This is a genomic window from Candidatus Bathyarchaeia archaeon (genome assembly GCA_035283685.1).
Lineage (GTDB): Archaea > Thermoproteota > Bathyarchaeia > Bathyarchaeales > Bathyarchaeaceae > DATETJ01.
On the sequence record DATETJ010000011.1, the window covers coordinates 157803 to 172391 of the forward strand.

General features: G+C 42.7%; 12 protein-coding genes. All 12 read right to left on the reverse strand.

Annotated features, from left to right (window positions below; translation table 11 throughout):
• Positions 1 to 32: 32 nt before the first annotated feature.
• Positions 33 to 1142 carry a glycosyltransferase family 2 protein gene (locus tag VJ249_11275; GenBank protein HKZ95141.1) on the reverse strand — a complete coding sequence of 370 codons (1110 nt, stop codon included), beginning with the start codon at positions 1140 to 1142 and terminating at the stop codon, positions 33 to 35.
• A gap of 116 nt (positions 1143 to 1258) precedes the next feature.
• Positions 1259 to 1969: a class I SAM-dependent methyltransferase gene (locus VJ249_11280; GenBank protein HKZ95142.1), complete on the reverse strand. Its 711-nt coding sequence runs from the start codon at positions 1967 to 1969 to the stop codon at positions 1259 to 1261.
• Positions 1970 to 1985: 16 nt separating this feature from the next.
• The gene (locus VJ249_11285; protein ID HKZ95143.1) at positions 1986 to 3161 is read right to left on the reverse strand and encodes a glycosyltransferase; all 1176 of its coding nucleotides are present in this window, start codon (positions 3159 to 3161) and stop codon (positions 1986 to 1988) included.
• Positions 3162 to 3243: 82 nt separating this feature from the next.
• Positions 3244 to 4179, reverse strand: coding sequence for a glycosyltransferase (locus VJ249_11290; protein HKZ95144.1), 936 nt, complete (start codon positions 4177 to 4179; stop codon positions 3244 to 3246).
• Entirely contained in the window at positions 4163 to 5827 is a 1665-nt protein-coding gene (locus tag VJ249_11295) for a hypothetical protein (protein HKZ95145.1), read from the reverse strand. The genes VJ249_11290 and VJ249_11295 overlap by 17 nt, the downstream gene beginning before the upstream one ends.
• 239 nt (positions 5828 to 6066) lie before the next feature.
• Positions 6067 to 7233 (reverse strand): glycosyltransferase family 4 protein, encoded by a 1167-nt coding sequence (locus VJ249_11300; GenBank protein HKZ95146.1) that lies wholly within the window; start codon positions 7231 to 7233, stop codon positions 6067 to 6069.
• 391 nt (positions 7234 to 7624) lie between these two features.
• A complete protein-coding gene (locus VJ249_11305; GenBank protein ID HKZ95147.1) occupies positions 7625 to 8878 on the reverse strand; it encodes a glycosyltransferase family 4 protein in 1254 nt (417 codons plus the stop codon).
• 18 nt (positions 8879 to 8896) lie between these two features.
• Positions 8897 to 10360 (reverse strand): radical SAM protein, encoded by a 1464-nt coding sequence (locus tag VJ249_11310; protein HKZ95148.1) that lies wholly within the window; start codon positions 10358 to 10360, stop codon positions 8897 to 8899.
• Position 10361: 1 nt separating this feature from the next.
• The gene (locus VJ249_11315; GenBank protein ID HKZ95149.1) at positions 10362 to 11912 is read right to left on the reverse strand and encodes a radical SAM protein; all 1551 of its coding nucleotides are present in this window, start codon (positions 11910 to 11912) and stop codon (positions 10362 to 10364) included.
• A gap of 223 nt (positions 11913 to 12135) precedes the next feature.
• Positions 12136 to 12732 (reverse strand): DUF1616 domain-containing protein, encoded by a 597-nt coding sequence (locus tag VJ249_11320; GenBank protein HKZ95150.1) that lies wholly within the window; start codon positions 12730 to 12732, stop codon positions 12136 to 12138.
• Positions 12722 to 13231, reverse strand: coding sequence for a hypothetical protein (locus VJ249_11325; GenBank protein ID HKZ95151.1), 510 nt, complete (start codon positions 13229 to 13231; stop codon positions 12722 to 12724). The genes VJ249_11320 and VJ249_11325 overlap by 11 nt, the downstream gene beginning before the upstream one ends.
• 116 nt (positions 13232 to 13347) lie before the next feature.
• Entirely contained in the window at positions 13348 to 14547 is a 1200-nt protein-coding gene (locus VJ249_11330; protein ID HKZ95152.1) for a glycosyltransferase, read from the reverse strand.
• Positions 14548 to 14589: the final 42 nt, after the last annotated feature.

Here is a 14589-nt window from a genome sequence, read left to right on the forward strand (position 1 = left end):
GTGCGGACACCTGGAATGCGGTGAAGAATCAACTAACTCTTCTTGAAACTTAATCTTAGCGGCTTAAGTAGCCTCAGGAAATTGTCTGAAAACACGCTCGAATACATGAAACCCCGGCGCATCAGAACAAAAATGCCGTAGAAATGGACAAGAATTAGAGCCAGTAGAGCGCCTACGTATGATTTGCTATCTCTTAGTTTGATCGCAAAGTAAATGAAATTGCTCATGCATCTTGATATGAAGGCAAACCACGACAGTTTAAGACCCAATCTCTTGATCCTGTAGAATAACAGGTACTCCTCAAACTTTATCTGAAAGACCTTGAACCAATCCCCTCCGCGCCTTGGGACCTGAGATGCATAATCTCCAAATATATGATAGTTGAATGGCCCACAACCATTATACTCGCAAACTTCAAATCCTCTGAGGACTGCGACTGTCGCCAGAAAAGCTTCAAACCGATACGGGTTCAATGAGTCCTCATATACATACAGTTCGCGAATCGCTTCCCTTCTGAATGACATATTTCCTGCCCAGAAATTTATCGACTTGCTCTTGTTAGTCTGAGGACGCCCAAAGATTTTCCCACTTATGCTCAGCCCTACATCGTAGTTTTCAAATCCCTTTGTAGACCGATCCAACACCCAGTTAATAGGCCTGCCAAGGCTCCTGAACGTGTTCGATATTATGTCCCTGTATTTATCTTGCCTGAAGACCCTACTTACAGAACAATCAGTTTTCCTTGCTGCGAGATTCTCATTCACAAAGTAGACACACTCACCCGTCAACCCGCCTAGGTTATGATTTTGTGTGTACTCTTTCACGTGCTTCTCTATGAAGTCTCTGGGGGGAATAGTATCATCCTCAGTGAAAACTATAATACTGCCTTTGGCATTTCTTAAGCCGATATTGAAACCTCTGCTGATGTAGCCTTGTTTCTGCAGGAACAATCTTAGCTCAAGATTTTTCTTCTGGCTCTGGATGACTTTTTCCGAATTGTCGCCACTTGGTTTCAGAACCACTAACACCTCGAAGTTCTTGTAGCTTTGACTAGCTAACGCCTTCAAAACACATGGAAGAAAATAATCCCTTCTAAACGTAGGCAAAATGACAGAAACAAGCGGATCGAATGCTTCTTCCATGTGCAGTTCCTCCTATCGCGCGCACTCAATCGGTTCAGATCAATGAGCAGCAAAGCACTCAATGCGGTAATGCGCGTAAATTGACAGCCTACGTGATAAACTTGTACGACGCGACACTATGCTTGCTTCTTTGGATTGACTTCAGTTCTCTCAAAGCGCATCACTAATCCAGCGCTGCTTGGAAATGTCGCTTCAATCTTTCGTTCCGAGAACCAATTTAGTTTCCAAGGCAAGAATAGACTCCTCCACTCTTCGAGTGATCGCTCCCAATAGCCTTTGTCAGATTCTTTCTGCCCTACCCCTTCAGCCAAGATTATGATCGCCCTTGGTCCGCATACCCTTTTTATTTCTGAGACAGCTTTGCTCAGCTGTTTTGGGTATACATGCTGGAGGACCGTCCAGCTTACGCACAGGTCGAAGTAACCATTTGGAAACGGTAATTCTTGAGCTCTGACCTTGTGAAAGCGAATACTTGGATGAAGTTTCATCGCTTGTGCGAGGAGAACCGATTCCGGCTCAATTGCGTGATGTTCACTAGAGTGATCAGCGATCCATGGAGTGAGACGCCCATATCCACAACCAATTTCAAGTGACCTTTCTGCGTGATAGTTCGCAATTGCCTTGTTTAGAAGAAGGACTTCTGCATACAAACGGGCGCTAAATTGTGGTAATCCTGCTCCTTCTGCTCCCCAATCGCATACGACATTTTCGAAAGTGAATGGAACCCGTTTTTCGATGTATCTACACCTGATGTACGGAAGTGTTTCCTGAGGTTTCCTAATGCCTTTGACAAGCAATTCCCAAGTTTTTCTTACTCTCGAACGCAACAGGGCACCTACTCCTTTAGCCCTGAGGTGAATTGCTCAATAACTCACTCACTATTGATGCCATCCTACTTCTGAATCTGACCACAGAAAATCCCTGAGCTCTTTCCGCAACTGCTTCAGTGAGGTTTTGCCTTAGAGCCTTGCTGTTAAGAATATTGGTGACGTCTTGTGCCGCCTCTTCGGCGGTCTCAAAAGCATAACCGTATATTTCTTGTTTTTTTTCAAAGATATCAATCCATGGACCCCCTGATTTGTGAACAACTGGAACTAGCCCGGCCGCCATTGCTTCAACAATTGCTATCCCAAAGCCTTCATTTAGGGTTGTGTGAAGATACACTTGTGCCCTTTGCATAATCTCAAGTTTCTCGGTTAGCGACGCGTCGGGCATTAGGACTATTCTATCCTCCACACACAAGTCTCTTGATTTTGTCTTCAACTCCATCAACACGTGCCTGTCTCTTTGACTTGCAGAGCCCAACACGAAGAATTTTGCCCCCGGAACCCCCGCTGCAATCTCGGGTATCATTTCCAAGTTCTTTGAAGGACTAAAGCGTGATATGGTGACTACCCAAGGCTCACAATGCTCTGCATGTAAGATGGTTTTGTACAAATCTACGTCCACAGGCGGAAAAACAACCACGGCATCAATAGCCCAGTTTTCACTCAAAAATGCTTTCCCGTAGCTACTATTAGTCAAAACCGTCTTCACCTTGAAATCTTCTCTTAGCTTGTTCAAGATGGAACGGCAAGATTTTTGGTAAATCCAGACTAGAGGGCTCTTCGACGCTTTCGTTGGCATTATTCCTTGCAAAAGCATGTGGGGATCATGGACATAGAGTATGTCAGCGTCAACATAAAGAGTCTCTGGATGCGTATTGATCACAAGGTCCAGATAGTTCTCTCCTTTCAAAGATCTGAAAACTCTGTATAAGGATCTCTCAATCCACTTCCAATGCTTAGGTTCATAGGTCATTGGTAGGCTCAAATGAGGGTATACTATTTCATAATCTACTTTCGGTATGCGACCGCAGAGTTTTTCAACGTGATTCCATTTGGTTTTTTCAAGTGTGATCAAGCATGTTCTGTACCCCTCCCTTTTGAGAGATCGAAGTGCTGATATGACTAACCACTCCGCTCCTCCGAACGAATTCAGACTAGGATGAACAAGCGCTATCGTCTTAGAATTGTACATCAATAACTACCAGCGGTCTAAGCGTTATTTTGGCAATCAAACGTTGAGGATCTTTATGAGAATGATTTAGCCAGATGATTCTTCACTTGTTCAGACTGTTTCTAGCTAATGCGCGCTTCTTTATGTCTTTATATGCATTCATGTGCCCTACAAGAAAACCAAGTCTCCTGAAAAGAAAGTGAACAGGCATCAATAGGCACACTTTGTCCCTCGTTACCATCATGGATTTTATTGTCACTCTTACGCAGTAGATTAGGTTCAGGCCGACACGTTGCGCAAAATTCGGGAAATAACGTTTGTGCTTGTTTGCTAGATAAGGAGTACTATACCCCCACCAGCAAGATTCTCTCCATAACGACTTCCACGTATCTCTCATGAAATGGAATACTGTGGTTTCTTTATTTCGGACTATGTCCCATCCTTCGGCTCCTATTCGAATAAATAGGTCCACATCCTCGCCTGCGCCCTTGATGGATGCGTCGAATCCTCCCACTTCTTTTATCGCTTCAATTCGGCATACGGATCCAAAGATTCCAAGCTTGCCCTTACGGCGAACTGAGTCAGTTATCACGAGAGAGGACAGGACCCATTGGTATCCTTCAAGCCTTGCGACAACGCTCTTGCCTTTAGGCAGAAGATGCGGATAGGCGACTCCAATACCAGAGTTGGATTCCATGAGTTGAACATGATTTCTAATAAGATTAGGAGGAATAGCACTGTCTCCGTCAACCCACACTATGTACTTTCCCTGAGCATTCTCTACTACTATTTGGCGCGCCCGAGCCAAACCCTTACCTCCATCGAAGAACAACTTTAATGACATTTGGGTAGTTTTGGACATCCTCTTTATGATATCCAGTGTTTTGTCTTCGCACATCCCGTAAACAACGATTACCTCGATTTCATCATGCGGATAGTCTGAGTCAAATATGCTTTTCAATACGTTGGCGATTGTTTTTTCATTGTTTCTTACGCAGAGTCCAACGCTCACCGGGGGCCAACTAATTTCCTTCAGCATTTGAACACGCAAAGGCCAAATGCCTCCCACTGCTATAAACGATATTCACCGGCATGTTTGTTATGTTAGTTTCAATGTCATACGACCAAATGTAAACTACATCGGCTACTACTTCCCTCTCTTCAATTACTTTATCAATCAATAATCTAATACCCTTCATAGATCCAACGTAGGGGTGGATTATTTTTTCTCGAGTCGCACTAAAATAGTCAAGAGAGGCCATCACCTCGTATGTTCCTACAACCTTCATATCACTGCTAATAGTATCATACAGCTGAGACACTTCTAGATAATCCTCGATTCCCCCTCGAGACACTGTTTTCATCTCTTTATAAAGTTGAGGAGATAAGGAGGGATCACTAATGCCTATTCCACTGAACAAAATCATTAACGTGATAAAAAGCAATGTAATCTTCTTGCCGGAGGAGTTCAAGGCTTTCATACCTACAATTGCGGCTGCAGGAATAAAGAGAAGAAGACTTGAATATCCCATATATCGCTGAAGACCAGCGTAGCTTGAGGATACTCCCCCAATGAAGCCAGCTACTAGTGCGCCCCCACCTCCAACACACATCGACAAAGTCAAGAGAACCTTTTTTCGCGTTAGATATTGTCTGCGAGTAAGATGGTATAACGTATAGGTCAATGCCATTGAAATTGGCATGCTCCATGCGAATGCGTTAATGGGAGAGACGTATTGATCGTATAACGGCACATATTGCCTACCGATCCATTCAGAAGAAGAATAACCAAGCAGGTCTACAATTACGCTTTTTATCGGGTCTAATATGATGTTTATCCCTGATACATGTATCCATCGAAGCATGGTTATGACTACAATTGTGACAAAGGTCATACGAAGTATTGTATCCTTATGGAGCGATCTTCCTTTTGTCTTTCCAATTTTGTACATCAAATAACTAACGGCAAGCATACTTGAAAGAAGCAATATACTAATCGCAGATGTGCCATGCGTAAAAATGGCGGCAACGTAGCTTAGGTTGACTAAAACAATGTTCGAGGCTGTGGGTACAAAGTGCATTGGAAAGAGGAGAATCATTAACATTAGAAGAAAAAAGGATGCTAGCCCTTGTGCTGTAGCATTAACAATAAGAGGTGGAGTAAAAGCAATCAAAAGTATGCCAATAACTCCGATCCGCCAGTTTCCACCAAGTCTTCGGATCAGAGAATAAATCATAAGATCATATGCTAGTGTGAAAAATATGTCAACAAACCACACATTTAGCCTATCCATCCAACCTATAGAGGTCATGTTTGAAACCATAGAGAACAGACCTAAATCCATTGGGAAAGGATTATAGTAAGGATTGAGAAGCCTCCAATCCGTGTCCCAGTGCCCAGTTTGAACGAGTTTAGCCATTGCAGCCGTGCGCTCATCTATCATAATTCCAAACGTCGGCAGAAGACGAGAGAGAATAATCAAGTGGAAGAAAATCACTGCAAAAAGCATAAGTACTCTTTTCGAGTCCGGAGACAGCGCAAGCGCAAGAAGCAAAAGAAATGTAACAGAAGGATACAGGACTAGGAGAAATATTGGCGCCAAATTGAATCCTTGGAAAAGCTGTGAAAGAATCAACATTCCCAACAGGACAAAACTAGATGCCAACAGCCTTAATGAGACACTCAAGTTCGCTTTCTGCTTCTTACTTGGTAACATCAGAACCAGAAAGTAGATCGGTGTCAAGACTGCAGTGAATATTAGAAGCGCTAAGCTAAACTTCATAAAGTATCGACCACATTGCCCTACTTCAATAGGCGTAAGTGTTCGGACTGTAATCCGGCAAGACTCGCCTGCACTAAATGAGCGGGCTCAGAATCTTTGCGTTTGTCAACACAGGGGTAAAACGTTTTTGAACGTGTCACTTCCTAAGAAAAAAGGTCGTAAAGCTTGATAAGGTCTCGAACCGTTCGATCCCAAGAGAACTCATGGAAGATCATATTTCTGCCTCCTAGACCTATTTTGGCTGAAAAATGAGGATTGTTAAGCAAATACATGATATATTCTGCTAGAGCATTCTCCTCGGGTGGATAATTCAATAGAAGTCCAGTCATGTCATGTTGAATGAGGTCGCGTATGCCTCTTACTCTCGTCGCTATTACGGGGATGCCGCTGGCCATAGCTTCCATCAACGAGATCGACTGACTTTCATATTGAGAAAGCGTAACGAACACGTCTGATGAAAAATACAATTGTGTCAAGTATTCTTGGGATATGCCCCCTAGGAATTTTACGGAATCTTGAACTCCAAGACTACTGGCCAGATAGATCAGCTTTTCCTTGTAGAGACCGCTTCCAACGATCAGCAATTGAGAGTTGGGCATAGAAGCCTTGATTCTTGCAAACGATTTGATAAGGTAGTGTACTCCTTTGTATTTTTCCAGTCTGCCAACATACAAAATACTCTTTACGCTTCGATCTGCACGTGCACGATTCCTTGCAGAGTCTTCAAATCTCTTGGCATCTAATCCGTTTGGAATATAGTTAATCCTTCGTTCATCTAACCCGAATTTTTGTTTCAAGAGTTTTCCTTCGAGCCTTCCGACTGCCACAATAGCGTCAGCCTTACTACAAATATACTGTCCTATTGAAAAATCATAGCACCTTTTGGCAAACTGTTGCCAAATGCTTGTACCCAAGGTACGTATATCATATCCTCCGTAGTGTGAGGTGAACACTAGTGGCTTTCCATTTTTGTCTTTAGTGACTGCTGCTGCTAGGGCAGGGAAATTAGGATAACCGTGTGCATGAATTATGTCGGCATCCGTTGTTTTTCCAAGTGCTGAATAAAGTCTGGGTGCAAGAAAGTAGATGTGTCTGGGCGTGTAAGAATCAAATCTCGATATTTCCAATCCGTCGACTATCTGCCTCTTTGGCAATTTACGAGAAGGATCTGTTGTGTATATTCTAACGTTAAACCCTGAACGAATGAGACGTTGAGATATCTCTCTTACGTGGGTCTCTATTCCTCCATTATATGGAAAAAATCTAGGGCAAACTTGTATGACATTCATGTTGTTCAACCCGCTGAGCATTTGTTTGTGATTATTCTGCTTTATCCGATCAAATGCTCAGTTCATTCAAGACCCGCAAAACCTGACATATGCAAGTTACGTCAAGGATTCGAGGAGATGTTCGTATTTCCTGCTATTCTAGTCCAAGTTTTGCTTCTAGCAAGACGTCTACCACACTTCGCCTTTTCTTGGAATTTGCTTGGATCCTTGAGTAATCCTGAATAATTCTAGCGCGCTCGGGCATTTGCAATGTAATACAATGCCAACCGACTAGTTTAATGTCAACTATTTCGTGAACCAAAGCTTGTGTTTTGAGTTTTTTCAGGACAAAATTCGAATCCTAAAACGTGAACCTCATTGCATGGGGCGCGCGCTTAAAAAGTAGTCGTAGTCTGCCAACTGTACCTACCATTCACTCACCAACTTCTTTGTACAAATCCTCGATTTGAGGAACAACTTTTTCTGCGGAAAACAATTTGACTACTCTATTATATCCTTCTATTCCCATGTGTTTCATTCTTTGCGGCTTTTCCAGCAAGTATTTGATAGCGCTCGCTAATTCCAGATGATCATTTGGAGGAACCAGCAACCCCGTCTCTCGATCTTGAACAAACTCTCTTAAGCTACCTATCGCAGAAGCAATCACTGGTTTCTTGAAGGTCATAGCCTCAAGAGTGACCAGAGAAGAAGCTTCAGGCCAAACTGACGGGACTACAACAATCTTGGCATGTTGCATGTAGGAGAAAACAATGTCACTAGGCATGTTAGAGATCATCTTCACTTTTGAATCCGAGATATTGAAAGACCATTTCAGATGTGATCTTCCAACAAGGGTTAATTGAGGTAGAAAATTGAGATTATTCTTCAGAGTTTTGTATGCTTTCAGAAGGACATGTACTCCCTTGTACGGCACTAACGCTCCCACGTAAAGGATATCAGTCAAGAAAGATCCTTCATTGCCAAAACATGTTTTCTCAATCTTTTTCATTTCGTTCAGATCAATAAAGTTAGGAATTACCCGAACGTTATTAAAACCAGCCTCTATAGTCACATTACGGAGGTAATCGCTTACAGCCACTATTTGATCCAGATTGCCTAACAATTTTCGAAAAGCTAACATCGATGACATTATGGCAAACGACTTCATTAACCCATGACTGTTTCGAGCACATGACACACATCTAAACACTAGCGGTTCTCTCTGGTAGCATATACTTCTCTCATTTTCATTGTAACTCGTTTGCTTGGGGCAGAAGAAGCCATAATCATGAAACGTAGAAATAATTGGTAAACGCGGAAATCGTTTCTTGAGAGCAGCCACGGTATACATTGGCCAACCATGTACATGAACAATATCAGGACCAAAGGCCGCAATAACTTTCATAATACCTTTCTTCAAAACAAAGTCAGGTAGAGGGGGGACATAGCACATCTCCTTATCAGTAAAGATCCACTTAAAACTGGACAGAATATGCTTAGTTCTCACAACCTCTACATTTTCCTCGTTTTCAACAGCTTTGTGAGACGGGTCCGAAACCAGAACTTGAATTTCATGACCTCTTTTGGCAAGGTTTAATGCAAGTCTTCTCACATGTTGAGCAATACCACTGATCTTCGGTGGATAAAACTCCGAGATGAGCAAAACACGCATTTTTCCTGCCTCCAAAAAAATGCACGAGCGCTTTCATCTTTGTAGACGCGTGTCCCTTAAGAAATATTTGCATATCTTTCTCAGTTCATTCCGACTAAATAGTTTCCTTGGGTGTTTCACCAGTTTATGCAATTCAAATTCTCGCTTAGCATTATCACATACTTTCTGGACATCCTCTGAAGAAAAAGCATCTGTGCTGATATTTGCGCATCCGACCCATAATTTCGACAAATCTTCATTTTTCAGATAGCCCATTGATTTGCATTGATCATACAAGTCTGTGCCAGGATAAGGAGTAGCGATGGAAAATTGAGCATGATCAAGATCTAAAGATTTGGCAAATTCGACGGTGTCCTTCATGGTATCCTTTGTTTCGCCGGGAAGGCCGAGCACAAAGAATCCAACCGTCTCCATGTCCAATCGCTTTATGAGCTTTACTACTTCTCTAACTCTAGCTAAGGATAATCCCTTCTCGACTATGCTGTTTAGTATATAGGGATTGCCAGATTCTATTCCAAGAAAAAGTCTGTAACAACCCGATCTTTTCATAATCTGCAATAGATCTTCATCTAACGTATTTACATGTACACCATTTGGGGTCGTCCATGAAATGTCTACTCCTCTATTCAGTATCTCTCTGCAGATGTTTCTCATCCTATTCTTATCTAAGGTGAGATTATCGTCTTGAAAATGAATTTCTCGAATTTTATATTTGTCGACTAAGAGTTCAATCTCGTCCACAACGTTTCTTGGGCTTCTAGCTCTCCAAAAACGTCCCCACACTTTATGTATCACGCAGAAAACGCACCGATTGGGGCATCCACGTGAAGTGATCATCGTCGTGAAAGGTATACGCTTAGCAGAAATGCCGTTCATCTTATAATCTGCAGAGAGAACGAGATATTCCTTTATAGGAAACAGATGTCTCGCTGGAAATGGTAATACATCTAGGTCTCTTGGAAAATGCTTCCTCGGATTAATTTTGAGCACGTCATTCTCTCTGAAAACAAGTCCCTGAACAACGTCTAATGAACCCCCCTCTTCAAGACAATTTACAAGGGAGAGCATCGAATATTCTCCCTCACCGATTATGACAAAATCAAAGTCTGGGTCTTTCATTACCAATGATGGAGCCCCGGAAGGATGCGCGCCTCCCACAACTACGGGTATGTTGGGATCCACCTCTTTGACTAACCTCGCCGTTTTTTGAGCGTTGCGAAACTGACAGGAAAACATGCATGATATACCAACAATGTCAGGCTCTACTTGTTTGATCCGGGATCTCATCTCATTCCACGACAATCCGACATGGTAGCAATCATCTTCCCAAATCCGTTGTCTCCAATTTTCAATCACACAATCAATCACTTCAACATCATGACCTGCCTTCTCGAGTAGAGCTGCGATATAAGCAAGCCCTAATGGAGGGCTTCTATGAACAAAATATTCTTCTCCTGCTAAATATGAGTCAGGTGGATAAACTAGCAGTACTTTCATCTCAATCACGATTTTTCTTCTTTAACAGGTTCGTAATTGTATACGCGCCTTTCTTTGCAAAGCCTACCTTGTCTTTTACAGCAAGAAAATGAAGAAAATGCATAGGCAAGAATCTGATGTTCTTTCTCGCCAACGTTTCCAGTCCCTTCTGAGCACGAACCTCGTAATTAGCTCGCCTCACAATTCTCTCTAGGTCTTCAGTACTTAGGTATCGCGTACGAACTACAGAACAAGTGTAGGTATCCATTTTAGATAAATCACTGTCACTAATTAGTCCTTCACTATTCGCCATTTCGGAGAATTTTGTCCCAGGGTAAGGAGATGCTATAGAAAACTGAACAGCGGTTCTGAGCCCCTTTGCAAAATTAATCGTTGCAAGCGCAGTATCCCAATTCTCTTCAGGCAACCCCAACATAAAAAAAGCAAGTGGAACTACACCTAAACTCCTTGCTCGTTCAACAATTTTTCGAACATGATCCAAATAGGCGTCAGCAGAAAATTTGGGGAGGAGTCGACCCATACTGTCTAAGATTCTTTTGCTACCAGACTCGACTCCCAAAAGCATTTCACAGCAGCCTGCCTTAGCCAACAGCCCCAAAAGCTCAAAGTCTACAGTCTCAGGTCTTGTTTCTACAATCCAGTCAACATCTACCTTCTTCTGCATAATGAGTCTACAGATATCCTTCGCACGCTCTTTAAGAAAAGAAAAAGTTGGATCTCTAAACTGAATCAGCTTGGCACCAAAACGTTCCTTGAGATACCGCATTTCATTTACTACGTTTTCAGGACTCCTAAAACGATATTCTAGCCCTTGACTAATCACATAAGGACAATAGAAACAGCCATAGGGACAACCTCTGCTTGAAGATATAGTGAAGAAAAACCTTTTGTAAGGCAAAAGATGCCAAGCTGGATATGGTAATGCATCGAGATTTTTTAATAAAGGAGCATCCCCTGTTGAAACCAACCCTTCACTGCGCCGAAAAACTAGCCCTTTCATCGACACTAGACTTTTATGAGCATGAATGCAACCAATGAGATCGGGCAAGACATTTTCTGGCTCACCAAGTACGCCAAAATCTGCTCCGGACAAATTTAGTGTTTTTGTGGGAAAAACTCTTACCATCGGTCCAATCATTATCAGTGTTATTTCTTCGCTTTGCTTCTTGAGTTGTCTTGCGAAACTGCAATCTAGATTAAAAGTCGGCGTAGACGTTAAAACTACTGCAACCCGTGGTTCAAAGCTGCAACAATTTTTGATGGCCTTTTTCTCATCGTAATTCATAGCGCTACAGTCAAGAACTCTTAAGGGAAATCTGCGTCTTTCCAAAACCGAAGCACTATATAGAAGCGTCAATGGAGGGAATGCAATTTGCTCTTTTGTCCGCAAAACTCCAAATCCGCCTGCAGCATCTCTATCAGCAACAAGGTTTCTTGGATTTGGAGGATTTATCAACACTACATTGGGCCTGGCCATGTCTTTTTTCCACGCTAAGTCGTTTAAGCGCGCTAAGAGGAATGCGCGCGCATAGAACAATACCTCAAAAGTCAACAGGCCATTGCGCGTGCGCTAACCAAAACATTATCATAACTTTCTCGACTCAATTCGCCTACAACTTGCCCTATCGTTTTCCCTTCATTCAGAGTTGGAATGACGACAGTAATGTCCCTCTTGCCTACAGCCACCTGCATCCCTTCACAACCTTATGCTTCAAAATTTCGAACGAAAGGACACCCACAGCACGCGCGAAGCGAACCAAAAAACACAGAAATTACTAACCCGTCATGTTGACCCAGAATCCAACAAAGCGGTCATGATAATGAAACTCCCGCAACGCGTTATCATAAAGCCAAAGTTCAAAAAACAACTGGTAATAGAATCCGCTGTACTCTGAACTCCACTTGGAAAGACAGTCAACTTGAAAATCCACGTCATCTATTGATAAACTACTGACCAAGGAAGAATCTTCTCTAAAGAACACGTTTCGGATCATGAAATTGAAAGCCATTTCCCATTTCTGACCATCGGCAAGAAATACACGAAACTCATAGACCAAGGGCAACGGACTAGGTTTAGAGTTCAAAGAATCCGGTGCCGGCTGAGTTAGATTTCGAAACTTCACATAGACGGCATAATAAGCTGAACGGCCCAAATCATTGCGTACGCCAAAAAAAAGGCCATACTGCTTATTAGCACTGACATTAAAAGGATATCCCTCAGACATTCGCGTCGGACCCAAAATCCAAATCTCAGAAAAAAGCTCCATGCTCCTCGGAAAAGGAAGGAGCATAACAAGTGCAGGATAGGACGCAATCAAAATCAACAGCAAACTACCAGCTAAGAAAAAATTGAGATACCCCTTAAGGCTCATCTGGAGATCCCTCCGGTTTCATTCCCAAAACACGCCGATAATAGCGACGCTTGAAAAAGCGCCAACCGATAAAACTTCCACTAGCAATAATCCCTATAGAAGACATCGATCCGGCAATTGCGACAAAAAAACGTTCATGCCACGACTTTTCAGCCAAATCCCTCAAACCAGCAGCTTCTGACTCAACAACAACTCCAATTTCCTTGCTTCGCTCAGCTAACCTCGACGCATTCTCAAAATCTCCAATCCTAAATGAGAAGCGCGCCTGAACTAAAAGCTGCTCAGCAGAATTCAAGCTAATCAATAGACGCGAGACATTAGCCCCGGCTTGTTCAGCCTCCAAGACAGTTTGAAACGCAGAGTTTATTATATCTTCGCCATTTGAGATAGCCAATGCCACCGTATCTTCACCAGCTGCTGCAAAGCGTGCGCCAACAGAAAACCAAGATGCTAAAACCAGAACAGTTATGAATACAAGTGAAGGTCTCAGAATAGACATGTATCTTCACGTCAGAGCGTCTTTTTCAATTGCCGCGCGCGCTATTTCAAATGCCTCTGAACGCACGCTCAGAACTTTGCAGTTTCAGTAGTGTCAAAATCCAGTTCTGGGCGCTATTACGTTTGATAAAGTGACGAATAAATTATAGATGCAAAAAGCGCTGCCGAGTTTGTCCATGTTCGATTCAAAGCGTTTCTATAACCTGTTTCTACCTTTTGATACACTTCGGTTTTTCCGTGTGCACGTGCTTTGGCTATGCACAGAAGTTGTTGGGCGTAGTCTTCAGGTGTTAAAGCTGTTAGCACGCAATCGGAATTTCTTAGAACTTCAGGGATAGGAGTAGATATGACAGGTATTTTTTGAGACAGGTATTCCCACATCTTGTTGGGCGCAGCGTAGTAAGCCGTTAGATTCAAAACGTCAAAAGGCATTACGCCTACATCAAATTCGGCAATGTACTCTGGTACCTCCTCGTACGGCACAAAGCCTAAGAATTCTGTATGTTTCTCAACTTGTGCGTGCCTAACCCACTGCATCACTTTCTCTGAATACTTAGTAAACAATTTGCCGCCTATTATCAAGAGCTTCACAGGCAACCCTTTCTTTCTAGCCAAGGCAACCCCATCAATCAAACTTCTCATATCAAGCCAGAACTCTAAGCTTCCAACGTAACCCACGACCAAATCCTCCTCACTATACCCCAATTTTTCTCGCAAATTGTTTCCCTCACGCAGCTTGAGGAAGCACTCCGCTATTCCATTGGGAATCAGCGCAACGCTGCGTGCCCCAGCGCGCGCGCTATATTCTACCAATGCTTGGGAGGCCGCAGTTACCACAGATACACGTTTTATCATGTAGCGTAATATGAGGTCAAATACTTTAGTGAGTAATATGCCAGTTGCGCTCCTCACGTCAGACACATAGCCTGCGGCGCTTGTAGGATAGTAGTCAGGCAAATCGAAAATGATGGGAACATCAAGACCTGATATCCTCTCTGCGATGCTATAGGCAAAAGGTGCGGCTAAATTGGATAACACAACCACATCTATGTTTTCCTTTCTAACTATTCTTCTTATCTGGGAAGCATAATTGATACCGTTTATCAAATAATGCAGAGCCACTTGGCCCATTCTTTTTTCATCTAACTCATGCAAAATCAGTTTTGTCTTTAGCTTAGGCCTGTCAAACAGTCTAAACCTAATCGCATGTACCTCAAAATCCTTTTCGTTATTTATCCTGTCGAACAATTGGTTGTGCCTTTGGGGGAAAGGATGACCTACGTAGTCACTGCTAGGAACCAGCAAAACCTTGATCATGAAAAAACACTTTCTTCAAAAAGCACATACGCGCTAAAATCG

What these genes read in the sequence shown, in the direction of transcription:
- VJ249_11275 (HKZ95141.1), bottom strand. Translation starts at nt 1,142, where the DNA reads ATGGAAGAAGCATTCGATCCGCTTGTTTCTGTCATTTTGCCTACGTTT.
- VJ249_11285 (HKZ95143.1), bottom strand. Translation starts at nt 3,161, where the DNA reads ATGTACAATTCTAAGACGATAGCGCTTGTTCATCCTAGTCTGAATTCG.
- VJ249_11290 (HKZ95144.1), bottom strand. Translation starts at nt 4,179, where the DNA reads ATGCTGAAGGAAATTAGTTGGCCCCCGGTGAGCGTTGGACTCTGCGTA.
- VJ249_11300 (HKZ95146.1), bottom strand. Translation starts at nt 7,233, where the DNA reads ATGCTCAGCGGGTTGAACAACATGAATGTCATACAAGTTTGCCCTAGA.
- VJ249_11310 (HKZ95148.1), bottom strand. Translation starts at nt 10,360, where the DNA reads ATGAAAGTACTGCTAGTTTATCCACCTGACTCATATTTAGCAGGAGAA.
- VJ249_11320 (HKZ95150.1), bottom strand. Translation starts at nt 12,732, where the DNA reads ATGAGCCTTAAGGGGTATCTCAATTTTTTCTTAGCTGGTAGTTTGCTG.
- VJ249_11325 (HKZ95151.1), bottom strand. Translation starts at nt 13,231, where the DNA reads ATGTCTATTCTGAGACCTTCACTTGTATTCATAACTGTTCTGGTTTTA.
- VJ249_11330 (HKZ95152.1), bottom strand. Translation starts at nt 14,547, where the DNA reads ATGATCAAGGTTTTGCTGGTTCCTAGCAGTGACTACGTAGGTCATCCT.